17 protein-coding genes and 3 tRNA genes are annotated in these 23,799 nt (G+C 47.4%); 12 read left to right on the forward strand and 8 right to left on the reverse strand.

The features are described 5' to 3' along the window. The coding region (uvrA, locus tag ACTHTK_RS00005; protein WP_440379740.1) for an excinuclease ABC subunit UvrA at window positions 1–2,758 on the reverse strand (2,758 nt) is incomplete at its 3' end. Window positions 2,759–2,908: 150 nt separating this feature from the next. Further along, a complete protein-coding gene (rfbD, locus tag ACTHTK_RS00010) occupies window positions 2,909–3,772 on the reverse strand; it encodes a dTDP-4-dehydrorhamnose reductase (protein ID WP_440378206.1) in 864 nt (287 codons plus the stop codon). Between the two features lie 440 nt (window positions 3,773–4,212). Here rfbD and ACTHTK_RS00015 point away from each other — a divergent pair, with 440 nt between their 5' ends. The 4 genes from ACTHTK_RS00015 to dld all read left to right on the forward strand — a co-directional run bounded on the left by ACTHTK_RS00015 (window position 4,213) and on the right by dld (window position 10,908). Then, window positions 4,213–5,667 (forward strand): calcium-binding protein, encoded by a 1,455-nt coding sequence (locus tag ACTHTK_RS00015; protein WP_440378207.1) that lies wholly within the window; start codon window positions 4,213–4,215, stop codon window positions 5,665–5,667. Window positions 5,668–5,830: 163 nt separating this feature from the next. Then, window positions 5,831–6,694, forward strand: a complete 864-nt coding sequence (locus tag ACTHTK_RS00020; protein WP_107723167.1) for a phosphoribosylaminoimidazolesuccinocarboxamide synthase — start codon at window positions 5,831–5,833, stop codon at window positions 6,692–6,694. A 233-nt stretch (window positions 6,695–6,927) separates the two neighbouring features. Then, a complete protein-coding gene (gene pnp / locus ACTHTK_RS00025; protein ID WP_107723168.1) occupies window positions 6,928–9,051 on the forward strand; it encodes a polyribonucleotide nucleotidyltransferase in 2,124 nt (707 codons plus the stop codon). A 165-nt stretch (window positions 9,052–9,216) separates the two neighbouring features. Next, window positions 9,217–10,908, forward strand: a complete 1,692-nt coding sequence (gene dld / locus ACTHTK_RS00030; protein ID WP_107723169.1) for a D-lactate dehydrogenase — start codon at window positions 9,217–9,219, stop codon at window positions 10,906–10,908. A gap of 58 nt (window positions 10,909–10,966) precedes the next feature. Here the strand turns inward: dld and ACTHTK_RS00035 are convergent, their stop codons facing one another. The 3 genes from ACTHTK_RS00035 to ACTHTK_RS00045 form a co-directional block, all read right to left on the reverse strand. Beyond that, window positions 10,967–12,331, reverse strand: coding sequence for a sodium-dependent transporter (locus tag ACTHTK_RS00035; protein WP_107723170.1), 1,365 nt, complete (start codon window positions 12,329–12,331; stop codon window positions 10,967–10,969). A gap of 781 nt (window positions 12,332–13,112) precedes the next feature. Further along, window positions 13,113–13,796, reverse strand: a complete 684-nt coding sequence (locus tag ACTHTK_RS00040) for a 16S rRNA pseudouridine(516) synthase (protein WP_107723171.1) — start codon at window positions 13,794–13,796, stop codon at window positions 13,113–13,115. A gap of 146 nt (window positions 13,797–13,942) precedes the next feature. Continuing rightward, entirely contained in the window at window positions 13,943–14,419 is a 477-nt protein-coding gene (locus tag ACTHTK_RS00045) for a hypothetical protein (RefSeq protein WP_003683363.1), read from the reverse strand. 342 nt (window positions 14,420–14,761) lie between these two features. Here ACTHTK_RS00045 and dnaQ point away from each other — a divergent pair, with 342 nt between their 5' ends. From dnaQ to ACTHTK_RS00070, 5 genes are all read left to right on the forward strand, one after another. Next, the gene (gene dnaQ / locus ACTHTK_RS00050; RefSeq protein ID WP_107723172.1) at window positions 14,762–15,499 is read left to right on the forward strand and encodes a DNA polymerase III subunit epsilon; all 738 of its coding nucleotides are present in this window, start codon (window positions 14,762–14,764) and stop codon (window positions 15,497–15,499) included. After that, window positions 15,496–16,182, forward strand: a complete 687-nt coding sequence (gene ispD / locus ACTHTK_RS00055) for a 2-C-methyl-D-erythritol 4-phosphate cytidylyltransferase (protein ID WP_107723173.1) — start codon at window positions 15,496–15,498, stop codon at window positions 16,180–16,182. Before dnaQ ends, ispD begins: the two co-directional genes overlap by 4 nt. Window positions 16,183–16,214: 32 nt before the next feature. Then, a complete protein-coding gene (gene ispF / locus ACTHTK_RS00060; RefSeq protein WP_107723174.1) occupies window positions 16,215–16,694 on the forward strand; it encodes a 2-C-methyl-D-erythritol 2,4-cyclodiphosphate synthase in 480 nt (159 codons plus the stop codon). Between the two features lie 43 nt (window positions 16,695–16,737). Further along, a complete protein-coding gene (rpiA, locus tag ACTHTK_RS00065; protein ID WP_107723175.1) occupies window positions 16,738–17,409 on the forward strand; it encodes a ribose-5-phosphate isomerase RpiA in 672 nt (223 codons plus the stop codon). 73 nt (window positions 17,410–17,482) lie between these two features. Then, window positions 17,483–18,226 (forward strand): thermonuclease family protein, encoded by a 744-nt coding sequence (locus tag ACTHTK_RS00070; RefSeq protein ID WP_107723176.1) that lies wholly within the window; start codon window positions 17,483–17,485, stop codon window positions 18,224–18,226. 179 nt (window positions 18,227–18,405) lie between these two features. Here the strand turns inward: ACTHTK_RS00070 and ACTHTK_RS00075 are convergent. The 3 genes from ACTHTK_RS00075 to ACTHTK_RS00085 form a co-directional block, all read right to left on the reverse strand. Continuing rightward, window positions 18,406–18,496: transfer RNA gene (locus tag ACTHTK_RS00075), tRNA-Ser, on the reverse strand. Between the two features lie 61 nt (window positions 18,497–18,557). Further along, window positions 18,558–18,644: transfer RNA gene (locus ACTHTK_RS00080), tRNA-Leu, on the reverse strand. A gap of 38 nt (window positions 18,645–18,682) precedes the next feature. After that, window positions 18,683–18,769, reverse strand: a tRNA-Leu gene (locus ACTHTK_RS00085). Window positions 18,770–18,848: 79 nt separating this feature from the next. Between ACTHTK_RS00085 and rnr the strand changes: the two genes are divergently transcribed. The 3 genes from rnr to ACTHTK_RS00100 all read left to right on the forward strand — a co-directional run bounded on the left by rnr (window position 18,849) and on the right by ACTHTK_RS00100 (window position 23,773). Beyond that, window positions 18,849–21,344 carry a ribonuclease R gene (gene rnr / locus ACTHTK_RS00090; RefSeq protein ID WP_440378208.1) on the forward strand — a complete coding sequence of 832 codons (2,496 nt, stop codon included), beginning with the start codon at window positions 18,849–18,851 and terminating at the stop codon, window positions 21,342–21,344. A gap of 81 nt (window positions 21,345–21,425) precedes the next feature. After that, on the forward strand, window positions 21,426–21,773 hold the full coding sequence (locus tag ACTHTK_RS00095) for an ArsC family reductase (RefSeq protein WP_107723177.1): 348 nt from the start codon (window positions 21,426–21,428) through the stop codon (window positions 21,771–21,773). A 146-nt stretch (window positions 21,774–21,919) separates the two neighbouring features. Continuing rightward, window positions 21,920–23,773 (forward strand): SurA N-terminal domain-containing protein, encoded by a 1,854-nt coding sequence (locus ACTHTK_RS00100; protein ID WP_440378209.1) that lies wholly within the window; start codon window positions 21,920–21,922, stop codon window positions 23,771–23,773. The last annotated feature ends 26 nt before the right edge of the window (window positions 23,774–23,799 follow it).

Below are 23,799 nucleotides of genomic sequence, written 5' to 3' on the forward strand. Positions count from 1 at the left end.
CCCCATCGCCCCCCTCTGGCCCCAAATCCACAATCCAATCCGCAGTTTTAATCACATCCAGATTATGCTCGATAATCACGATCGAGTTGCCTTTGCCTTTCAGACGACCTATCACTTCCAGCAATAGGGCGATGTCGGCGAAGTGCAGGCCGGTGGTGGGTTCGTCGAGGATGTAGAGTGTTCTACCGGTGTCGCGTTTGGAGAGTTCTAGGGCGAGTTTGACGCGCTGGGCTTCGCCGCCGGAGAGGGTGGTGGCGGACTGGCCGAGGCGGATGTAGCCTAGGCCTACGTCCATCAGGGTTTGCAGTTTGCGCGATACGGTGGGGACGGCGTCGAAAAATTCGCGGGCTTCTTCGACGGTCATGTCGAGGACTTGGCTGATGTTTTTGCCTTTGTATTGGATTTCGAGGGTTTCGCGATTGTAGCGTTTGCCGTGGCAGACTTCGCAGGGGACGTACACGTCGGGCAGGAAGTGCATTTCGACTTTGATCACGCCGTCGCCTTGGCAGGCTTCGCAGCGGCCGCCTTTAACGTTGAAGGAGAATCTGCCGACGTTGTAGCCGCGTTCGCGCGAGAGGGGTACGCCGGCGAAGAGTTCGCGGATGGGGGTGAACAAGCCGGTGTAAGTGGCGGGGTTGGAGCGCGGGGTGCGGCCGATGGGGGATTGGTCGACGTTGATGACTTTGTCGAGATGTTCGAGGCCGTGGATGTCGTCGTATGGGGCGGGTTCTTCTTGGGCGCGGTTGAGTTCGCGGGCGGTGATTTTGGCGAGGGTGTCGTTAATCAGGGTGGATTTGCCGCTGCCGGATACGCCGGTGATGCAGGTAATCAAACCGAGCGGCAATTCGAGGGTAACGTTTTTGAGGTTGTTGCCGCGCGCGCCTTTGAGGACGAGCATTCGCTCGGGATTGACGGGCGTGCGTTCAGACGACACGGCAATGGATTTTTTGCCGCTGAGGTATTGTCCGGTAACGGATTTTTCACATTTGGCAACGTTTTCGGGCGTATCGGCAATCAATACGTTGCCTCCGTGTTCGCCTGCGCCGGGGCCCATATCGACGACGAAATCGGCTTCGCGGATGGCGTCTTCGTCGTGTTCGACCACAATCACGCTGTTGCCCAAATCGCGCAGGCGTTTGAGGGTGGCGAGCAGGCGGTCGTTGTCGCGCTGGTGCAGGCCGATGGAGGGTTCGTCCAAAACGTACATCACGCCGGTCAGGCCGCTGCCGATTTGGCTGGCGAGGCGGATGCGTTGGGCTTCGCCGCCGGAAAGGGTTTCGGCGGAGCGGGAGAGATTCAGGTAATCCAGCCCGACATTAATCAAAAAGCCGAGACGTTCGGTGATTTCTTTGAGGATTTTTTCAGCGATTTGTTTTTTGTTGCCGTCCAAATCCAGTGTTTTAAAGAATTGGTGGGTTTTGGTCAGCGGCCAGGCGGAGACTTCGTGCAAGGGTTCACCGCTGACGTAAACGTAGCGGGCTTCTTTGCGCAAACGTGCGCCGCCGCAGCTCGGGCAGGCGCGGTGGTTTTGGTATTCGCGCAGTTTTTCGCGCACGGTTTCGCTGTCGGTTTCGCGGTAGCGGCGTTCGAGATTGGGAATGATGCCTTCGAAGGCGTGGCTGCGGTTGAAGGTAGTGCCGCGTTCGGACAGGTAAGTGAAATCAATGACTTCTTTGCCCGAGCCGTGCAGGATGACTTTTTTGACTTTTTCAGGCAGCGTTTCCCAAGCAGCCTGCACGTCGAAACCGTAATGCCGCGCCAGCGACTGAATCATTTGGAAATAGAACTGGTTGCGCTTGTCCCAGCCGTCAATCGCGCCTGCGGCTAAGGATAATTCGGGATGGGCGACCACTTTTTCGGGATCGAAGAAATTGGTGTTGCCCAAGCCGTCGCAAGTCGGGCAGGAACCCATAGGGTTGTTGAAGGAAAACAGGCGCGGCTCCAATTCGGGCAGGCTGTACGAACATACGGGACAGGCGAAACGCGCGGAGAACCAATGTTCTTCGCCGCTGTCCATTTCCATCGCCAGCGCGCGCTCGTTGCCGTGGCGCAGCGCGGTTTCAAAACTTTCTGCCAGCCGTTGCTTGATGTCCGCCTTCACTTTCACGCGGTCGATGACGACGTCGATATTGTGCTTGATGTTTTTTTCCAGCTTCGGCACTTCGTCAAGCTGATAGACTTCGCCGTCCACGCGTACACGGGCAAAGCCTTGCGCCTGCAAGTCGGCAAAGAAATCGACAAACTCGCCCTTACGCTCGCGTACCGCCGGCGCCAGAATCATCACGCGCGTGTCTTCCGGCAGCTTCAAGACGGCATCGACCATCTGAGATACGGTTTGGCTGGATAGCGGCAGCTTGTGTTCGGGGCAGTAGGGTGTGCCGACGCGTGCGTACAAAAGACGTAGGTAGTCGTGAATTTCCGTTACCGTACCGACGGTGGAGCGCGGATTGTGGCTGGTGGATTTTTGCTCGATGGAAATTGCAGGCGACAGACCTTCGATCAAATCGACATCGGGTTTGTCCATCATCTGTAAAAATTGACGGGCATAGGCGGAAAGGCTCTCAACATAACGGCGTTGGCCTTCGGCATATAAAGTATCAAACGCCAGCGACGATTTGCCGCTGCCTGACAATCCTGTTACCACCACGAGCTTGTGGCGCGGAATATCCAAATCGACATTTTTCAAATTATGTGTACGCGCGCCGCGGATGCGGATGGTGTCATTATCGTGTGAATGTTTGGGATGATGGTTGCACATATTGTCAGGCCGTCTGAAAAATAAAATAAACGGCTATTGTAGCACTTTTCAAATGACAGACTGGATAGATAAAGCATTTGATATAAAAGAAACAAAGAGGCCGTCTGAAAATATGTTTTCAGACGGCCTTGATATAGATGGATAAGCTTATCAGTCGATTTTGCGGAGAATTTCGCGTAGGGCTTTTTGCCAGTCGGACGGTTTGATACCAAATTCGGTCTCTAGGCGTGAGCAATCCATAATGCTGTATGCCGGACGCGGAGCGGGTAGGGGGTATTGTTCGGTGGTGATTGCGTTCAGTTCCGGAATGCGGAAGCTGTCGTCTAATTGGTGGGCGGTCTGAAAGATGGCTTTGGTAAATTCGTACCATGTTGCCGATTTATTGCCACAGTAATGGAAGATACCGCGTGGGGAAGTGGGCTGTTGCAATAAACTGATGATGGCATGAGCCAAGTCGCCTGCATAAGTCGGGCAGCCGGTTTGGTCGTGGACAATGGAGAGGGAATCGCGTTCTTTGGCAAGGCGCAGCATGGTTTTAACGAAATTGTTGCCGTATTCGCTAAACAGCCATGAAGTACGGACGATTGTACTTTCCGGATGCGCGGCTAAAGCCAAAAGCTCGCCTGCTACTTTGGATTGACCGTAAGTGCTGCGCGGATTGGTATAGTCGGTTTCGCGGTAAGGGCGTTTGCCTTCGCCGTCGAATACATAATCAGTGGAAATATGAATAAAGCGGGCGTGTGCGGCGCGGGCAGCTGCGGCTAAGTTGTGAACAGCGCTTGCGTTGACGGCAAAAGCAGCCTCTGCGTTTTCTTCTGCTTTATCGACGGCAGTGTAAGCTGCGGCATTAACGATGGCATCTGGTTGGAAATTTTTGATCATGTGATGCACGGCTTCGGTATCAGTAATGTCCAGCGAAGTAGAGTCGGTAGCAATCAGTTCCCAATCTTCGGGCAGGCGGTCGCGCAGACAACGGGCAAGCTGGCCTTTGGCTCCGGTCAATAAAGTACGCATGGTTGAGTATCTCCTCTGATAGCTGTTAAATAGGTGTTCGTGTCATTATAGTGTAAATACGACAAATTCACATTATTAGCGTAGAACAAAATACAAATAGGGCTGTATTTGAGTAAGTAGTCGATATTATCTATCTATAATGTAACTATTTATCAATATTTTAATAATATACTATAACTATAGTTAAAATATAGGTTTTAGCTAGATGGATTAAGCGGTTATATTAGTTAAGAAATTGTGAATCAATGTTAATGTTTTTATGATTATTAGGATAATGGTATTTAAAATTAGGGGAGCTTCTGTCCTTTTGTCGGCAAATTCTACCGTTTGATATTTTTGAGTAAATATTTTGCAAAATATTACTAAAATAATAATTGGGCAAGGGCGGATTTGCTCGTTCCGTCAACCCAATATTTTATTAACTTTTGGGAGTAATTATTATGGCATACTGTTACGGGGGGTATTATACTAGACCCCTGGTTAGTTCTTACTGCGCTCCTGCGCCTAAGGCTTCCTACTCTTCTTACTACTGCGCTCCTGCAGCAAAATCTTCTGTTTCTATCGGCAGCATCGCTAGCATTGCCAGCGTCGGCGTGTCAGTAGTTAATGCGGTAACTGGTTTGGTTTCTGCTATTGCGGCTTTCTGCCCACCGGCAAAAACTCCTAACTACAAATGTGTTCCGGTTTGCCCACCTTACAACTGCGATCCAATCAAACCGATCCCATGTCCAAAACCACAACCTAAACCTCAGCCTAAGCCTCAACCAAAACCTGAGCCTAAACCTGAGCCACAACCAGAACCGCAACCAGAACCAAAACCACAACCAAAACCTGAGCCTAAGCCAGAGCCAAAACCTGAGCCTAAGCCAGAGCCAAAACCTGAGCCTAAGCCAGAGCCAAAACCTGAGCCTAAGCCAGAACCGAAACCTGAGCCAGACTGCAAAGACTGTGTTGACGACCATAACCAAAACAACTCATACGGTCACGAAGACAAAAACCCAGGTAATGTCATCCGAGCTGAAGACTGCAAAGACGGCAACGTTATCCGCGGTACAGATGCTAAAGATACCATCTATGGTACTGCTTGCGAAGACATCATCTACGGTGGCAACGGTACAGACGTAATCTACGCCGGTGCTGGTAATGACACCATTTACGGTGATGCCGACGGTGACTCTCTGTACGGTGAAGAAGGTAAAGACTACCTGCAAGGTGGTGCCGGTAACGACTACCTGAACGGTGGTTCCGGCTCGGACATCATGCGCGGTGGCGACGGTAATGACGTTTACTTCGTTGACAATGCCAACGACCAAGTTATCGAGTACGGCAATGCACACGCCGGTATCGATACTGTTCGTACCGTTATTGACTACACACTGACCGATCACGTTGAAAACCTGATTTTGCAAGGTATGCAAAACCTGAACGGTACTGGTAACTCTTTGAACAACAACATCGAAGGTAACGGCGGCAACAACCATCTGTATGGTTTGGCCGGCGACGACTGCCTGGTTGGTAAAGACGGTAACGACTACCTCGACGGCGGTGTCGGCAACGACATCCTGATCGGTGGTACCGGTAACGATACTTACTTCTTCGACAAAGGTTACGGTCACGACACTATCCGTGAAGAAAGTGGTAATGACACCCTGTTGTTCGGTAAAGGCGTTGCAGCTTCCGACGTATTGCTGAGCAAATCTGGTGCTAACCTGACTGTTTCTGTCGGTACTAACGATAGCATCACCATCGATGACTGGTTCACCGGTAACGATCACAAAGTTGAAAACTTCAAGTTTGCTGACGGTAGCACTTACCAAGTAACCGGCCACGGCGACTACTACTCTCTGTCTGCTGTGAACCAAATCCAAGATCAGACTCAAGCTTCTGTAATCTGATAGGATGGTGATTTTCAGGGTTCTTCTCTGAAATCAACGGTTAAGGCCATCTGAAACCAAAATATAAGGTTTCAGACGGCCTTTATTTTGTAAACAATCTGACGAAAAATTCCAAATTGGGCTAAAATACTGCATTCTTCTGTCTACCAAAGAGATACCCAAAATGTCTGAAATCAGCTTGAAAAAAATCTACTCCGGCAAAGTACGCGATTTATACGAAATTGACGATAAGCGAATGTTGATGGTTGCTTCCGACCGCCTGTCTGCATTTGATGTGATTTTGGATGACCCGATTCCGGGTAAAGGGGAGATTCTGACGCAGATTTCCAATTTTTGGTTTAAAAAACTGGCTCATGTCATGCCTAACCACTTTACCGGCCATACGGTTTACGACGTTTTGCCTGAAAACGAAGCCAAAGTTTTAGAAAAACGCGCCGTTGTGGCTAAAAAACTCACTCCGGTGAAAGTAGAGGCTATTGTGCGCGGTTATCTGGCAGGCAGCGGTTGGAAAGATTATCAAAAAACAGGTTCTGTTTGCGGGATTCAACTACCTGAAGGTATGCAGGAAGCGCAACAACTGCCTGAAGTGATTTTTACGCCATCAACCAAAGCCGAGGTTGGCGATCATGATGAAAACATCAGCTTTGAAGAATGCGAACGCATTATCGGAAAAGAATTGGCGGCGGAAGTGCGCACCAAAGCGATTCAGCTGTATACAGAAGCGGCCGAATATGCCAAATCTCGCGGCATTATTATTTGCGATACCAAGTTTGAATTTGGTTTGGATGAAGAAGGTACGCTGACTTTGATGGACGAAGTATTAACGCCTGACTCCAGCCGTTTTTGGCCTGCAGACCAATACAAAGTCGGCACCAATCCGCCGTCTTTTGACAAACAATTTGTCCGCGACTGGCTGGAGCAAAGCGGTTGGAATAAAAAAGCGCCTGCACCTAAAGTGCCTGCCGATGTGATTCAAAAAACAGTCGAAAAATATCAGGAAGCATTGACTTTGCTGACTCAGGATTGATTTTTAAGTTTAAAGGCCGTCTGAAAGAGATATGTTTCAGACGGCCTTTTTATTGTATAAATACTGGATTTTAAGGATGGTTGCCTTTATAATCGAGAGTTGTTTTCAGCGCCTTAAAGGCCGTCTGAAAGCTTGTTTATAACCTGCCGCACGGTCTGAAACCCTAACTATGCACATTCGGATTTTAGTGTGCATTATTAGTGTTTTAGCAGTGCGGTATTTTGAAAGGAACAATGATGTTCAATAAACACGTTAAGACCTTCCAATACGGTAATCAAACCGTTACTTTGGAAACCGGCGAAATCGCTCGCCAAGCCGCTGCTGCCGTTAAAGTATCTATGGGCGACACCGTTGTTTTGGTTGCTGTGACTACCAACAAAGAAGTGAAAGAAGGCCAAGACTTCTTCCCTCTGACTGTCGATTACCTCGAGCGTACTTACGCAGCAGGTAAAATCCCCGGCGGTTTCTTCAAACGCGAAGGCAAACAAAGCGAAAAAGAAATTCTGACCAGCCGTCTGATCGACCGTCCGATCCGTCCTTTGTTCCCTGAAGGTTTCTACCACGACATCCAAATCGTAGCGATGGTGGTGTCTGTTGACCCTGAAATTGATTCTGACATTCCTGCAATGTTGGGTGCATCTGCCGCGCTGGTGTTGAGCGGCGTACCGTTTGCTGGTCCGATTGGTGCGGCACGCGTGGGTTATGTAAACGGCGTGTACGTTTTGAACCCGACTAAAGCCGAATTGGCCAAATCACAATTGGACTTGGTGGTTGCCGGTACTTCTAAAGCCGTGTTGATGGTGGAATCCGAAGCCGACATCTTGTCTGAAGAAGTGATGTTGGGTGCGGTTGTTTACGGTCACGATCAAATGCAAGTGGCCATTAACGCCATCAATGAGTTTGCCGACGAAGTCAACCCGGAAGTTTGGGATTGGAAAGCACCTGAAACCAATGAAGAATTGGTTGCAAAAGTACGCGAAATTGCCGGCGAAACCATTAAAGAAGCGTTCAAAATCCGTCAAAAACAAGCGCGTTCTGCCAAATTGGACGAAGCTTGGAGTGCTGTAAAAGAAGCGTTGATTACCGAAGAAACCGACACTTTGGCAGCCAACGAAATCAAAGGCATTTTCAAACACTTGGAAGCCGATGTTGTCCGCAGCCAAATTTTGGACGGCCAACCGCGTATTGACGGTCGCGACACCCGCACTGTTCGTCCGTTGAACATTCAAACCGGCGTATTGCCGCGCACTCACGGTTCTGCACTGTTTACCCGTGGCGAAACCCAAGCTTTGGCGGTTGCAACTTTGGGCACTTCACGCGACGAGCAGATCATTGATGCGCTGTCCGGCGAATACACCGACCGCTTCATGCTGCACTACAACTTCCCTCCATACTCTACCGGCGAAGTGGGTCGCGTAGGAGCGCCAAAACGTCGTGAAATCGGTCACGGCCGTTTGGCTAAACGTGCATTGTTGGCCGTATTGCCAGAACCTGAAGATTTCAGCTACACCATGCGCGTGGTTTCTGAAATTACCGAATCCAACGGCTCTTCCTCTATGGCTTCCGTCTGCGGCGGCTGCTTGAGCCTGTTGTCTGCCGGTGTGCCTTTGAAAGCACACGTTGCCGGTATCGCCATGGGTCTGATTTTGGACAATAACAAATTTGCCGTTCTGACCGATATTTTGGGCGATGAAGACCACTTGGGCGATATGGACTTTAAAGTAGCCGGTACAACCGAAGGCGTGACCGCGCTGCAAATGGACATCAAAATCCAAGGTATTACCAAAGAAATCATGCAAATCGCTTTGGCTCAAGCCAAAGAAGCACGTTTGCACATCTTGGATCAGATGAAAGCCGCTGTTGCAGGTCCACAAGAGCTGTCAGCACACGCGCCACGCTTGTTCACCATGAAAATCAACCAAGACAAAATCCGTGATGTTATTGGTAAAGGTGGTGAAACCATTCGTTCGATTACTGCCGAAACCGGTACTGAAATCAATATCGCTGAAGACGGTACCATCACTATCGCTGCGACTACTCAAGAAGCAGGCGATGCAGCGAAAAAACGCATCGAAGAAATCACTGCCGAAGTGGAAGTGGGCAAAGTGTACGAAGGTACTGTGGTTAAAATCCTCGACAACAACGTTGGCGCGATTGTCAGCGTAATGCCGGGCAAAGACGGTTTGGTACACATCAGCCAAATCGCCCACGAGCGCGTACGCAATGTCAGCGACTACCTGCAAGTAGGTCAGGTTGTGAACGTGAAAGCATTGGAAGTAGACGATCGCGGCCGCGTACGCCTGTCTATCAAAGCTTTGCTGGAAGCTCCTGCTCGCGAAGAGAAAGCAACCGAATAATCTGATTATTCAAGCTTAAAACAAAAGGCCGTCTGAAATTTTCAGACGGCCTTTTGTTTATTTAAAAGATGAGTTTAAAAAACGGGTTTTGCCTTTACTTTGATGGAACGGATTACTACAATACTTGCAATTTAATAAATATATTAATCTCTCAAGGAGTATGCAATGAATGCTACACAATTAATCAGTCGGCTGACGCAAACCGTCGGCGAAAAATATATCATCACAGACCCGGCAAAAACTGAACAATACCGTCAAGGCTACCGTTTTGGCGAAGGTAAGGCGCTGGCAGTTGTCCGTCCTGGTACGGTTTTGGAAATGTGGCAAATCTTGCAGGCGTGTGTTGAGGCTGATGTTATCGTGATTACGCAGGCCGCCAATACCGGCCTGACCGGCGGCTCGACTCCTGACGGCAATGATTACGACCGCGATATCGTGATTGTAAATACCATGCGTCTGAACATCATTCAGCCGATTAACAATAACGAACAGGTTGTCTGCCTGCCCGGTTCTACCCTGAATCAATTGGAGCTGCTGCTGAAACCTTTAGGCCGTGAGCCGCACTCTGTAATTGGTTCGTCCTGTATCGGCGCATCTGTATTGGGTGGCGTATGTAATAACTCCGGCGGTGCATTGGTACAGCGTGGTCCGGCTTATACGGAAATGGCCCTGTTTGCGCAAATCAACGAAGAGGACAAGCTGGAGCTGGTCAACCATTTGGGCATTGATTTGGGCGAAACCCCTGAAGAAATTTTGACCAACTTGCAAGGTTTCCATTATCAGCGAAAAGACATTACGCAAGATGCCGGCAAAGGGCATGACCATGCATACTGCGATCATGTCCGCCAAGTGAATGAACCGACTGCCGCCCGTTTTAATGCCGACCCTGCACGCCATTACGAGGCTTCAGGCTGCGCGGGCAAGCTGATGGTATTTGCCGTGCGTCTGGATACGTTCCCTCAAGAAAAGCAAACTGCCGTGTTCTATATCGGCACCAATGATATTAATGAGCTGACCGATATTCGTCGTGCCGCTTTGAGCGAGTTTAAAAACCTGCCTATTTCCGGAGAGTATATCCATCGTCATGCTTTTGATATTGCTGCCGTTTATGGTAAAGATACGTTTTATATCATTAAGACGTTCGGTACCCACCAACTTCCGAAACTGTTTGATCTGAAAGCCCGTGTGGATAGATTCAGCAAAAAGATAAGTTTCTTACCAAAACACTTCTCTGATAAATTCATGCAACTGATCAGTAAAATTTTGCCTGATCACTTGCCGAAATCTATGCGCAACTATCGGGATAAATATGAACATCACCTAATTTTAAAAATGGGTGGCGAGGGCGTAGAAGAAGCGCGTGCTTTCTTGAAGGAATATTTTGCAACTCATGGCGGCGCATTCTTCGAATGTAATGCCGAAGAAACGCAGGCGGCCATGCTGCATCGCTTTGCTGTGGCTTCTGCCGCGATCCGCTATCGTTCTGTACATGATGATGAAGTAGAGGATTTGGTTGCACTCGATATCGCCTTGCGCCGTGATGATCGTGATTGGTTTGAAACACTGCCGCCTGAAATCGACAATAAAATCATCCATAAATTGTATTACGGACATTTTATGTGTCATGTGTTCCATCAGGACTACATCATTAAAAAAGGCAACGACTGCATGGCTTTGGAACATGAAATGCTCCATCTGCTTGACCAACGCGGCGCGCAATATCCTGCCGAGCACAACGTCGGTCATCTGTATGAAGCCAAGCCTGAACTGAAACAGTTCTATAAAAAACTTGACCCGACCAACAGCTTCAACCCCGGTATCGGTAAAACCAGTAAGAAGAAAAACTGGGCAGAATAAAGCATAGTTAATAAAGGCCGTCTGAATATTTCAGACGGCCTTTTTATATGCTTGCTTATCAGAACAGGTTGCTGATGAAAATCAGCAGAATCACCAACGGCACGAGGTATTTCACATAAGCAAACCAAATATTGACCGTCGTATGGTTGCCTTTATAGAGCAATTCGTCCTTCGCTTCATCCTTCATCACGAAACCGACAAACAGCGCGGAGCCGAGCGCGGTCAGCATAAACAGGATATTGCCGCTGATATAGTCAAAGGCATCAAAAATGTTTTTACCAAACACGGAAATATCTTTCCATGGGCCGTAGCTCAAAATAGACGGAATGTTGCCGAAGATGAAGATGGCGGCCAAGACAATCGTAATCGCGGCGGTACGGCGGATTTTGGTTTTCTCCTGAATCGTCGTAATCAACACTTCATAAATCGTCAGAGAAGTCGTCAGCGCGGCAATCAGAAGCAGTGAGAAGAAAATCACTGCAAACACCGGGCCTGCCCACATATTGGAAAACACGATCGGCAGGCTTTGGAACACCAGCGTCGGGCCGGAGTTAGGGGCGACGCCAAAGCTGAAGAGGGAAGGGAAAATCATAAAGCCGGCCAACACGGCAATCAAAGTGTTGGTAATCGCGGTAATCACGGCCGTCTGAACCAGATTTTCGTTTTTATCCAGATAGCTGGATAACGTAATCATCACGCCGAAACCCAAGCTTAAGGCGAAGAATACTTGGCCCAAAACGAAGACGAACAGTTCGGCTGTAATTTTGCTGAAGTCAGGCTTCAGATAGAAGATGATGCCTTCCATTGCGCCCGGCAGGGTAACGTTGCGCACAACCATGGCAATCAGGAATAAAAACAGCAAAGGCATCAGGTATTTTGCCGCTTTTTCAATACCACCGATCACGCCTTTGACCAAGATCCATTGGTTCACAACCACAAATAGGAAGGTGTAAAACGCAATTTCCCAAGGGCTGTTTTCGATGTGTTCGGTAAAGAAGCTTTTGGTGACTTCTCCGGAAACCGGACTGGAAATGTCCAAATTGCCGCCGATGATATTGATGATGTAGCTGATAACCCAGCCGCCGAGCACCATGTAATAGGCCATGATGCCGAATGCGCCGAGCAGGCCCATCCAGCCGACCAATTTCCAAACTTTGGCAACGGGTTTGCCATTCATTGTGCCGCCAAACGCATCCAGCGCGTTCACGCCTTTACGGCGGCCGATGACGTTTTCCACCAAAATCATCGGAATACCGATGACCAGCATGGCGATACAGAACAGAAACACATATGCACCGCCGCCGTTTTCACCGACCAAATACGGGAAACGCCAAGTTGCACCAAAGCCGACAGTCGCGCCGGCAACGGTAAGGATGTAAGTCAAACGGTTGGACCAGGTTTGACGGGGTTGATTGGAAGACATAAATACTCAGATGCATTAAAATAAAGACAACATTTTACCGCAAAGATTTAACGAATCTTGACTAAAGTCTGAAAAGAAAATTAGTTAAAAAAACTATGTAATGAAGAATTTTTAGTGGGTTTCTCTGGTTTGCTTGGTATTGAAACCTGCAAACAGAGAATTTGTCTGAAGCGATACGAATGATTGAAAGAGCCGTAACGATAAAGGCCGTCTGAAAAGTGGGATATGGGAAAGGGTTGTTGTGAGGAGATTGGATAGCACTAAGGTGTGCTTTCAAATATGTCGGCAACAAAGATGGTATTTCTCTAAGGTTGTCTAATAACATCCTGTAACCTTAGCTTGGATAGTCGCCGATGGTTTTTCTTTCTATAAAACGATTTGTCTGAAATTGGAATGGTACAGATTGATGCGGAAGAGACGAGAAAGAGAAAAGGAGGAATGGCAAGGTAATGAGTGGGAGATGAGGTTTAGTAATGATGGCTTCTTTAGATGAGAAAGGCCGTCTGAAAGTACGCCCGCTTGATTGCCAAATTTTAGATAAAAAAAACCATCTATACTAAGGGGAAAGTATAGATGGCCAAACACATTACGGGGAAAACGTCTTACTCACTTACTCACTTCTTTCGAAGCAAGTGTTACTCAGACAGGCGAATTATACAATAGTTCAGTCTTTACAGTGTTAAATTCTGTTAAATAAAAATGATAAGATTTAGATGTTTGATTTTAAATAAATAAAAAATCCATATTGTTTAAAAATTTATCGAAAAAATTTAGAACTTTTTTAGATTTGGATAAATTTCCATTCTCCCGCGGCCAAATCATCGACATTCCAGTCGCCGAATTTCTCACGGTGGAGCTGCTCGACACGGTTGCCTGCGGCTGCAATCATGCGTTTGACCTGATGGTATTTACCCTCGGTAATGGTCATCATCAATGTGGTTGGGGCGGCTAATACTGCTTCGACTGCGGCGACGGTTTCATGATCGTCATGCAGGAGAACGCCGTTTTTCAGCGTAGTGCAAAGGGTATCGTCGGCAGGATGTTTCAAAGTGACACGGTAGAGCTTCGGAACTTTGTGTTTGGGCGAGGTAACGCGATGGTTAAATTGCCCGTCGTTGGTAATAAGAATAATGCCGGTTGTGTCTGCATCCAAGCGGCCGACTGCCTGCATATCGATATTGCGCATGTGGTCGGGAAACAGACTGAAGATGCTTGGATATTGCTGGGGTTTGTGCGAAGTTTCGTAATCTGCAGGTTTATGAAGCAGAATGTAGAAATAGGGCATGGGGACGGCGGCAATTTCTTCGCCGTCAACAGACAGGGTGTGCACTTGAGACGGGTCGATATTGTCTTTGGCACGATTATGAATTTCGCCGTTAATGGCAATGCAGTCATTGTCTATCAGCCATTGGCATTGCTTGCGGCTGCCGAGGCCTTGCGATTGGATGTATTTGAGCAGTTGCATGGTTGGTTGAAAAGTAGGAAATGTTCAGACGGCCTTTATTGTACTGGAAAACCGGTTTTGAGGCTGTCTGAAAAGTAGGGGCAAAAAAATCGCCCCTTTAAAATGTTAAGGGGCGCAAAAGGAACACAAACCACTACCAAAAACTGTTACAGGGCAAATTCTCCTATTTGATGTGTTGCCGGATAAAGTGCTTTCATCAAGTCATGTGGTGAAAGCGAAAAATCTTTGCTGTTTGTCGTCAGACGGCCTTGCTGAGGCGTTAGCTCAAGCAATCGTGCGTTTGCCGATTGGATAAACTTGTTTTTCGTGCGCTGCATTTTTCTTTGCAGGGCGGAAACAACGCGGTTGTACAGACTGTCTTTTTGTTTGACTTCGCGTGTACCGGCAACCCAGCTCAAACGCGTATTGCCGTCTTCATCTTCAATCAGCAGGATGCCGGTTTCTGATTGGGGCGATTTGCCCATGCAAGGGAGCCAAACATAATAGCGGCCATCTAAAGTAATGAATACTGCGTCGTGTACTTCGCACTCATCGCAACACTTGGTGGCGATTAAAGAGCGGATGGCTTGTTGGTGCAGTCTCAGAATGTCAAGGGAGACTTGCTTAAAAATACTTTCGGGCATTTTCTTCTCCTTTCATTCTGTTGTGCGGTTGTTTTGTTTCGATGGGTTGTATTATACGGCGATTTTCTAAATTTGCAAATGATAATTGTTCCTATTATTTAATTTATAAGTAAGATATTAATTATTAAAGAAATTAAATTTAAAAAATTTTTTTAGAAATTGGGCTTTCTACTTAAAAATGCAGTAATAGATAGCCATTAAATGCAAAAAGAATAAAGGCCGTCTGAAAAAATCCAGCTATAAAAAGGTATTTCAAAAGCAGCTAAAGTTTTGCTGACTATACATTTCAGACGGCCTTCAGTATGATTCAGGACGTTTTGATAATTGCAGAAACTACCAACCATGAGCCAACGTCAGATTATCCTCGATACGGAAACTACGGGTCTTTATCCTGAAAACGGCGACCGTCTGGTCGAATTTGCCGGCTTGGAAATGATCAACCGCCAAATGACCGACTCCAACCTTCATTTATATGTCCACCCCGAACGCGATATGCCGGAGGAAGCGGCGAAGGTGCATGGTTTGACGATTGAAGTATTGGAAGCGAAGAATGCGCCGCCGTTTGCCCAAGTGGGTAAACAGATTGCTGACTTTATACGTGGTGCAGAGCTGATTATCCATAATGCCAAGTTTGACGTCGGCTTCCTGAATATGGAATTCCGCCGCATGGGCTTGCCTTCTATTGAGGAACTGGGTTGTAAAGTGACCGACACGCTGGCTATGGCACGTGAAATGTTTCCGGGACAAAAGGCAAGCTTGGATGCGTTGTGTAACCGCTTTTCCGTTGACCGCAGCAAACGGGTCTTGCACGGCGCGTTAATCGACTGTGAGCTTTTGGGTGAAGTCTATCTTGCCATGACGCGTCAGCAGTTCGACCTGATGGGCGGCGAGTCGGAAGAAGAGGGCGAAGTCAAACAAACCGTTATTGCGGAAACCAAACGTACGTCGCAGTTGAAAGTCATCAAAGCCAATGCGGACGAGCTGGCCGCACATGAAAAATATTTGGACGATTTGGGAGAAGCGTGTGTATGGCGCAAGGTTGAAACGCCTGATGAGGCCAATGCCGGAGCGTCAGCATGATACGCCGCAATATCGCTTTGATTCCTGCTGCCGGTGTGGGAGCGCGATTTGGTGCAGGAAAACCAAAACAATATGTTGAAATCAATGGTAAAACCGTATTGCAACATACCATAGAAATCTTTGAGCAACACCCCCGCATAGATTTAATTGCCGTTATTCTTTCGCCGGAAGATTCGGTTTTTCAGACTGCCCTGTCTGAGAAAGTACGCGTCTTTCGAGTAGGCGGCGCAAGTCGTGCCGAAACGGTACGCAATGGCGTATCTACTTTATTAGAACAAGGTTTGGCCGAGGCACAAGACAATATCTTGGTTCATGATGCCGCGCGCTGTTGCTTGCCTGCTGAAGCATTAACACGTTTGCTTGATGAGGCTGAAGAGAGCAATGAGGGCGGTATTCTGGCCATACCGGTGGCCGATACGCTCAAGCGGGCAGACGGCAGTCATCATATTGATGAAACCGTTGCACGCGCAGGATTATGGCAGGCGCAAACGCCGCAGCTTTTTCAGACGGCCTTATTAAATCGCGCCTTATCGGTTGATGATTTGAGTGAGATTACGGATGAAGCGTCAGCAGTTGAAAAACTGGGTATCCGGCCGCGCTTGGTGCAGGGCGATACGCGTAATTTAAAATTGACGCTGCCGCAAGACGAATACATTGTCAGATTGTTGCTCAAGGCCGTCTGAACAATCAAAACCCATTATTTAAGGAAGCAAACATGAATATCCGTATCGGACAGGGCTACGATGTCCATCAGTTGGTCGAAGGGCGAGATTTGATACTCGGCGGCGTAAACATTCCGTTTGAAAAAGGCTTGCTGGGTCATTCAGATGCCGATGCGCTGTTGCATGCGATTACCGATGCTCTGTTGGGTGCGGCCGGTTTGGGCGATATCGGCAGCCATTTTCCCGATACTGCCGCCGAGTTCAAAGATGCTGACAGCCGTGTGCTGTTGCGCGAGGCTTATCAAAGCGTGCAGGCATTGGGTTGGAAGGTGGTTAATGTCGATACGACCGTGATTGCGCAAAAGCCAAAACTTGCGCCACATATTCCGGCAATGCGCGCCAATATTGCCTCAGATTTGGGTTTGCCTGAAAACTGCGTGAACATCAAGGGTAAAACCAACGAAAAACTTGGCTATCTGGGACGTATGGAAGCCATTGAAGCACAAGCGGCAGTATTGCTGATTAAAGCCTAAGAGCTTAAAATTACTTTATTATTCAAACTGAAAGACTGACAATATGGCAACTCAAGACGAACTTAAACGCATTGCCGCCGAAAAAGCGGTGGAATATGTTCCTGAAAACGAATACATCGGTATCGGTACCGGCTCTACCATCAACTTTTTTATCGAAGCTTTGGGTAAAAGCGGTAAGAAAATCAAGGGTGCCGTATCTACTTCTAAAAAATCCAGCGAGCTTTTGGCAAAATACGAGATTCCAGAAGTTTCACTGAATGAAGTGATGGGTTTGGCGGTTTATGTTGACGGCGCAGATGAAGTCAACCACGCGCTGCAAATGATTAAAGGTGGCGGCGGTGCGCATTTGAACGAAAAAATCGTGGCCAGCGCATCCGATAAATTTGTCTGTATCGCTGATGAAAGCAAATACGTTTCCCGTTTGGGAAAATTCCCATTGCCGGTCGAAGTCGTTGAAAATGCCCGTTCGCTGGTGTCGCGCAAACTGCTTGCCATGGGCGGACAACCTGAGTTGCGTGTCGGCTATACTACTTTCTATGGCAACCAAATCGTCGATGTTCACGGCCTCAATATCGACCAAGCCCTGAAAATGGAAGACGAAATCAACAAAATCACCGGCGTACTCGAAAACGGTATTTTTGCCCGCGATGCCGCCGATGTGTTGGTTTTGGGTACGGCAGAAGGTGCAAAAGTCATCTTGCCTTGTCAGGATTAATGGAGATTAATCAATTTTAAAGGCCGTCTGAAAGTGCATCAGGTCTTTCAGACGGCCTTCAATTTGGCAAAATATGCAAATCAGTAAAATTATAAAATGGTTGCCCGTTGTTTTATCCGTGTTGGGCGCGCTTGGTTACAGCTCACGCGATACCGAGTTGATTCGTACCGGGGTAAGCGTTGCTGCAACATTGGCACAAGGCGACAATATCGGTTTGGAAAAGGTCAATGAATGGCTGGGAAAAAATGTCGTCAAAGCCACATCTGACACCAAAGCCGAAGCTAAACCTAAACCTAAACCGGAACAAAAACAAAAGTCATCGCGACAATCCTACACATACAACGGAAAAATCATCAAAATCCATGATGGCGATACCATGCACATTATCGATAGCGACGGCAGGAAACATAAAATCCGTATGGCCCATATCGATGCACCAGAAATCAATCAGGCTTATGGTACGCAATCACGAGACAATCTGATTGATGCTGCATTGAATAAAAAAGCCAAAGTCCGCGTGTTTGAAGCCGATCGCTACCAGCGCGAAGTTGCCCAAGTATCAGTCGGCACGATTAACTTGAATTTAATGCAGATACGGGATGGCGCCGCATGGCATTATGAAAGTTATGCCAAAAAACAACAAAGTAAAACTGCCTACACTGACTATTCGGCCGCACAAAAACAAGCCAAGGAAAAACGTAAAGGTTTATGGAAAAAAGATAATCCGCAAGCGCCTTGGCAATTTCGCCGTCAAAACCACGAGCAGCAGAACGGTAATAAAAAGCAGTCTGATAAACAATGGTTTGGGATTTGGTAGGTTTTAAGAAAGAGGCCGTCTGAAAACTTTCAGACAGCCTTTAATCATTAAGGTTTAGTATAAGATAAGAATGAGTGGCAGGTTTATGATTAGAGGGTAATAGAAATAAAAGTGTGGTGTAATATTTTTAAGAAGGGCGGATATGAAAAAAGACACCGTTAGCTGGTGTCTTTAGTATCTGGCAGAGAGGAAGGGATTCGAACCCTCGATACGTTATTCACGTATACACGCTTTCCAGGCGTGCGACTTAAACCACTCATCCACCTCTCTGTGGACTATTATCCTGACTTGTTATCAGAATAATGTAAAACTTGACTGATTGATTTATCAGTGGTGCCCAGGAGAAGACTCGAACTTCCACACCCGTGAGGATACTAGCACCTGAAGCTAGCGCGTCTACCAATTCCGCCACCTGGGCAATTTAAATTTTCTTAAGCAAAGAAGCACCAAATTATTTGGTGCCCAGGAGAAGACTCGAACTTCCACGCCCGTGAGGACACTAGCACCTGAAGCTAGCGCGTCTACCAATTCCGCCACCTGGGCTTTGCTTTATTCTTCAATTTAAGGTAGAGTTGACTACCTGAACTGCGAAGAAGCAGCTATTATATATTTTAAAAAAAGAATGTCAACTATCAAAATGAACAAAAATACTAAATCTTTAAATTTACGAGAAAAAGACCCGTATTTGGAGCGGGAGAAACAACGTTACGCTCATCCGTTGCCCAGCCGCGAATGGGTTATTGAATTATTGGAACAAAAAGGTGTGCCGACCAAAATCGAAGCTTTGGCACATGAATTGTCGATTGCAGAAGATGAATATGAATTCTTCGAACGCCGTCTGAAAGCGATGGCGCGTGATGGTCAGGTGTTGATTAACAGACGTGGCGCGGTGTGTGCGGCAGAAAAATTGGCATTGGTTAAATGCCGTGTCGAGGCGCATAAAGACGGCTTTGGTTTTGCCGTGCCGCTAACGCCGACAGGCGAGGGCGATTTTGTTTTGTATGAGCGTCAGATGCGTGGCGTGATGCATGGGGATATTGTTACCGTGCGTCCTGCTGGTATCGACCGCAGAGGCCGTCGTGAAGGTACGGTTTTGGATGTGGTGGAGCGTGCGCAGTCTAAAGTGGTCGGCCGTTTTTATATGGATCGCGGTGTGGCTATTTTGGAGGCCGAAGACAAGCGTTTGAGCCAAAGTATCGTGTTAGAGCCTGAAAGTGTGGCGAACTTTAAACCGCAATCCGGCCAAGTGATTGTGGCTGAAATTGAGACGTATCCTGAAGCGCATCGTCCTGCAGTGGCTAAGCTGATTGAAGTGTTGGGCGATTATGCCGACAGCGGTATGGAAATTGAAATCGCTGTACGCAAGCACCATTTGCCTCATCAATTCAGCGAAGCATGTGTCAAAGCCGCGAAGAAAATTCCTGATCATGTGCGTAAAACCGACTTGAAAGGGCGCGTGGATTTACGCGATTTGCCTTTGGTAACCATTGACGGCGAAACTGCGCGGGACTTTGACGATGCGGTTTTTGCTGAAAAAGTCGGCCGCAATTACCGTTTGGTGGTAGCGATTGCCGATGTCAGCCATTATGTCCGTCCTAATGACGGAATTGATGTAGATGCTCAGGAACGCAGTACCAGCGTGTATTTCCCACGCCGCGTGATTCCGATGCTGCCGGAGAAGTTGTCCAACGGTATCTGCTCGCTCAATCCTGATGTCGAACGCCTGTGTATGGTGTGCGATATGGTGATTACCTATGCAGGCAATATCAAGGAATACCGTTTCTATCCGGCAGTAATGCGTTCTCATGCGCGACTGACTTACAATCAAGTTTGGGATTGGATTTCAGACGGCCAGGATCATCCGTTTAAGCAGCAAATTGATACTCTGTATCAGTTATTTAAAATCTTACAGAAAAAACGTTTTGAGCGTGGCGCGGTTGAGTTTGAGAGCGTTGAGACTCAGATGATTTTTGATGACAACGGTAAAATCGACAAGATTGTTCCCGTCGTCCGCAACGATGCGCACAAGCTGATTGAAGAATGTATGTTGGCAGCGAATGTTTGCGCGGCAGAATTTTTGCTGAAAAACAAACATACGGCTTTGTTCCGCAATCACTTGGGCCCGACTCCTGAAAAACTGGCTACTTTACGCGAGCAGCTTGGTTTACTGGGGCTGAGTTTGGGGGGCGGCGATAATCCGACGCCGAAAGACTATGCTGCGCTTGCCGAGCAATTTAAAAACCGTCCGGACGCGGAGCTGTTGCAAGTGATGATGTTGCGTTCTATGCAGCAGGCGGTTTATGAGCCGCATTGCGACGGTCATTTTGGTCTGGCTTATAGCGCATATACACACTTTACTTCGCCTATCCGCCGTTATCCTGATTTGACGGTCCATCGTGCCATCAAGGCTGTGTTGAACGGACAAACTTACCAACCCAATAAAACCTGGCAGGCTTTGGGCGTGCATACCTCTTTCTGTGAGCGCCGAGCAGATGATGCCAGCCGCGATGTGGAAAACTGGCTGAAAACTTATTATATGCGCGACAAAGTCGGCGAAGTCTTTAGTGGCAAGATTTCGGGCATGACCAGCTTCGGTATTTTTGTAACGTTGGACGATATTCATATCGATGGCTTGGTACATATCAGCGATTTGGGAGAAGATTATTTCAACTTCCGTCCTGAAATTATGGCGATTGAGGGCGAACGCAGCGGTGTCCGTTTCAACATGGGCGATACGGTCACTGTGAAAGTCGCTCGTGCCGATTTGGATACCAGTAAGATTGATTTGACCTTAGTCAGCGGCGGTTCGGTCGGTAAGAAACGTGGCAGTAGAAAAGCAAAACCTGTGAGCAAGCCGATAGCTGCTGACAAACCTGTCGAAAAGCGTAAGCGTAAACTTTCGGCTAAAGAAATTGATGAAGCGTTGGCCGCTCCTGTGAAGGCAAAGAAGAGCAAGGTGAAAAGTAAACCTGCCTCCAAGCCGGCCAAGCCAAGCAAACCTAAAGCCGTAAGCAAGAAAAAAGTGCAGGCGAAAACAGCTTCCGTCAAAGCAGGGGGTAAAAATAATGCTCAAGGCAAAAGCGTGAAGATTAAAGTGAAGAAAGCTGCTAAGAAATAAGCTGCATTCAATTCAGGCCGTCTGAAAAATTTCAGACGGCCTGAATTTGTGATTTTATGAATAAAACCAAGGATAAATAAGATGATAAAACTATACGGTATTCCCAATTGCGATACGGTTAAAAAAGCGCGCAGTTGGTTGGCGGAAAACGGCATTGAGTTTGAGTTTGTAGATTTTAAGAAAAACGCCCCGACTGCCGAATTGATTGATGGCTGGATGGAGCAGGTAGCTTTGGAAATTTTGCTCAATAAAAGAGGCACGACTTGGCGCAAGTTGGATAAAGATGCGCAAGAATCTGCCGCCACAAAAGAAGGTGCGATTGCTTTAATGGTGGAAAATCCCAGCATCATCAAGCGGCCTGTATTGGTCAAAGAAGGACAGGTTCATGTCGGATTTTCAGTAGAAGCGTATCAGGAAATTTTCGGATAAGGTATTTTTAGATTTTTAGGCCGTCTGAAAAAAGCAAGCCTCGAAAAAATACGTTACAATACGCGCTTTGAGCCTGTTTTCAGGATTTTAAGATTTTTGCGGCAGCATTTTCCGGCTGCCGCGCCAAACTTTTCTTTCGGATAAATATGTTCCATATTGTTGAAAAATATAAAACACCCGCCCAGATTGTTTTAGGTATCATCGGTCTGACCTTTATCGGATTCGGTGCCAATAACTTGTCTTCGCCGGGTTCTGATTACATTGTCAAAGTCGGGGATGAGAAGGTCAGCGAGCATGCTTTACAGATTGCGATACAGAATGAGCAGGCTGCCGGCAATAATGCGCCTTCGCGTGATGCTATATTCCAATCTTTATTGCAACGTGCTTACCTGAAGCAGGGTGCCAAGCTGATGGGCATTGCTGTGTCTCAGGAACAAATCAAGCAAGTTATCGTGGATGATCCGAATTTCCATGATGCTTCCGGCAAATTTAGTCAGGATTTGCTCAAGAAGTATTTGGATCAGCGCAAAATGACAGAGGATCAGTTTGTTGAAGATATCCGCGAACAGTTCCAATTGCAAAATCTGTTGAATTTGGTGCAAAACGGTGCTTTGGTCAGCGATGCGCAAGCGCGTCAGTTGATTAACCTGACTCAAGCAACACGTACCATCCGGTCATTTACTTTCAGCCCTGAAGCATTTGCGGCACAAGTAAAAGTAGATGATGCGGCTTTGCAAAAGTATTATGAAGCGCATAAAAAAGATTACTTGATTCCTCAAGCCGTTAAGCTGGAATATGTGGCTTTGAACATCAAAGATTTGGCTGATAAGCAAACCGTCAGTGCGGAAGAAGTACAAAAAGCTTACGACAGCAAAAGTGTAGATTTGTCGCCAAGAGCCGAAATTGCGCATATTTTCATTCCGGTCATGCCTAACGGAGATGAAGCAAGCAATGCGGAAATTAAAGCCGAAGTAGACAAAATGGCTGCAGAGCTCAAAGCGCATCCAGATGCTTTTGCTGAGCTGGCAGCCAAGTACTCCAAAGATTTGTCCAGCAGCAATAAAGGCGGCAATTTGGGCTACCTGAGCAAAAGCGGTGGCAGTGGCTTTGGACCTGAATTTGATAAAGCGGCATTTGCATTGGGCAAAGGCGAAGTCAGCGATACCGTTAAATCGTCTTTGGGTTATCACGTCATTAAAGTTTTGAATGTCGAAGCTGAGCCGACTTTGGAACAAGCCAAAGCGCGTATTGAAGCAGCCTTGAAACTGAAAAAAGCGGCTTCTGCCTTTAATGCCGCTAAAGAAAAACTGGGTGAAGATACCTTCAATGATCCATCTTCTTTGGCAAAAGCAGCTGCCAATTCAGGTTTGAAAGTAGAAAGCCTGGATGAATGGGTGACCAAAGCGGGCGCGAAAGAAGCCGGCTTGCCTGAAGCGTTGATTAATGCCGCGTTTAGTGATGATGTACTGAAGAAAAAACACAATTCTGAAGTCATTGCCATCAACAACGAAACCGTTTGGGTCATTCGTGCGAAAGAAGTGCGCGAAGAGAAAATCGCACCATTTGCGGAAGTCAAAGACACTGTCCGTGCAGCATATCAGCGCTCTGAAGCCGCAAAACTGGCAGAGAAAAAAGCCCAGGAAACTTTGGCTGCTTTGAAAGCCGGTAAAGCTGCCGATGTTCAATGGTCGCCTGTTTCTCAATTGAGCGCGCAAGATGCACGTAAAACCATGTCTCCGGAGGCTTATGCGGCTTTGCTGAAAGCACGTCCTGTCGGCGGCAAACCTGCGTATACATTGTTGGAAGGTATGCCTGCGCCGGTGATTATGGAAGTTCAGAGCGTTTCCGCTCCTGAAAATGCCGATTCACAGATTCCGGCTGCCAAACAGGCTTTGGTTCAGCAGCTTTCTGCCAATGTGTTCGATAATTTACTCCAGTATTTGGATAAGAAAATCGATCGTACGCAAGGTGCACAACAAGTTAATAATGCTGCCGAATAAGCAGAATATTAGAGTAGGGCAGCCGG

The organism is Neisseria sp. P0006.S009, from assembly GCF_051962915.1.
GTDB classification, from domain to species: domain Bacteria; phylum Pseudomonadota; class Gammaproteobacteria; order Burkholderiales; family Neisseriaceae; genus Neisseria; species Neisseria subflava_E.

Coding starts and splice junctions, on each gene's coding strand:
- rfbD (WP_440378206.1), bottom strand. CDS start 3,772: ATGCGTACTTTATTGACCGGAGCCAAAGGCCAGCTTGCCCGTTGTCTG.
- ACTHTK_RS00015 (WP_440378207.1), top strand. CDS start 4,213: ATGGCATACTGTTACGGGGGGTATTATACTAGACCCCTGGTTAGTTCT.
- ACTHTK_RS00020 (WP_107723167.1), top strand. CDS start 5,831: ATGTCTGAAATCAGCTTGAAAAAAATCTACTCCGGCAAAGTACGCGAT.
- pnp (WP_107723168.1), top strand. CDS start 6,928: ATGATGTTCAATAAACACGTTAAGACCTTCCAATACGGTAATCAAACC.
- dld (WP_107723169.1), top strand. CDS start 9,217: ATGAATGCTACACAATTAATCAGTCGGCTGACGCAAACCGTCGGCGAA.
- ACTHTK_RS00035 (WP_107723170.1), bottom strand. CDS start 12,331: ATGTCTTCCAATCAACCCCGTCAAACCTGGTCCAACCGTTTGACTTAC.
- ACTHTK_RS00040 (WP_107723171.1), bottom strand. CDS start 13,796: ATGCAACTGCTCAAATACATCCAATCGCAAGGCCTCGGCAGCCGCAAG.
- ACTHTK_RS00045 (WP_003683363.1), bottom strand. CDS start 14,419: ATGCCCGAAAGTATTTTTAAGCAAGTCTCCCTTGACATTCTGAGACTG.
- dnaQ (WP_107723172.1), top strand. CDS start 14,762: ATGAGCCAACGTCAGATTATCCTCGATACGGAAACTACGGGTCTTTAT.
- ispD (WP_107723173.1), top strand. CDS start 15,496: ATGATACGCCGCAATATCGCTTTGATTCCTGCTGCCGGTGTGGGAGCG.
- ispF (WP_107723174.1), top strand. CDS start 16,215: ATGAATATCCGTATCGGACAGGGCTACGATGTCCATCAGTTGGTCGAA.
- rpiA (WP_107723175.1), top strand. CDS start 16,738: ATGGCAACTCAAGACGAACTTAAACGCATTGCCGCCGAAAAAGCGGTG.
- ACTHTK_RS00070 (WP_107723176.1), top strand. CDS start 17,483: ATGCAAATCAGTAAAATTATAAAATGGTTGCCCGTTGTTTTATCCGTG.
- rnr (WP_440378208.1), top strand. CDS start 18,849: ATGTCAACTATCAAAATGAACAAAAATACTAAATCTTTAAATTTACGA.
- ACTHTK_RS00095 (WP_107723177.1), top strand. CDS start 21,426: ATGATAAAACTATACGGTATTCCCAATTGCGATACGGTTAAAAAAGCG.
- ACTHTK_RS00100 (WP_440378209.1), top strand. CDS start 21,920: ATGTTCCATATTGTTGAAAAATATAAAACACCCGCCCAGATTGTTTTA.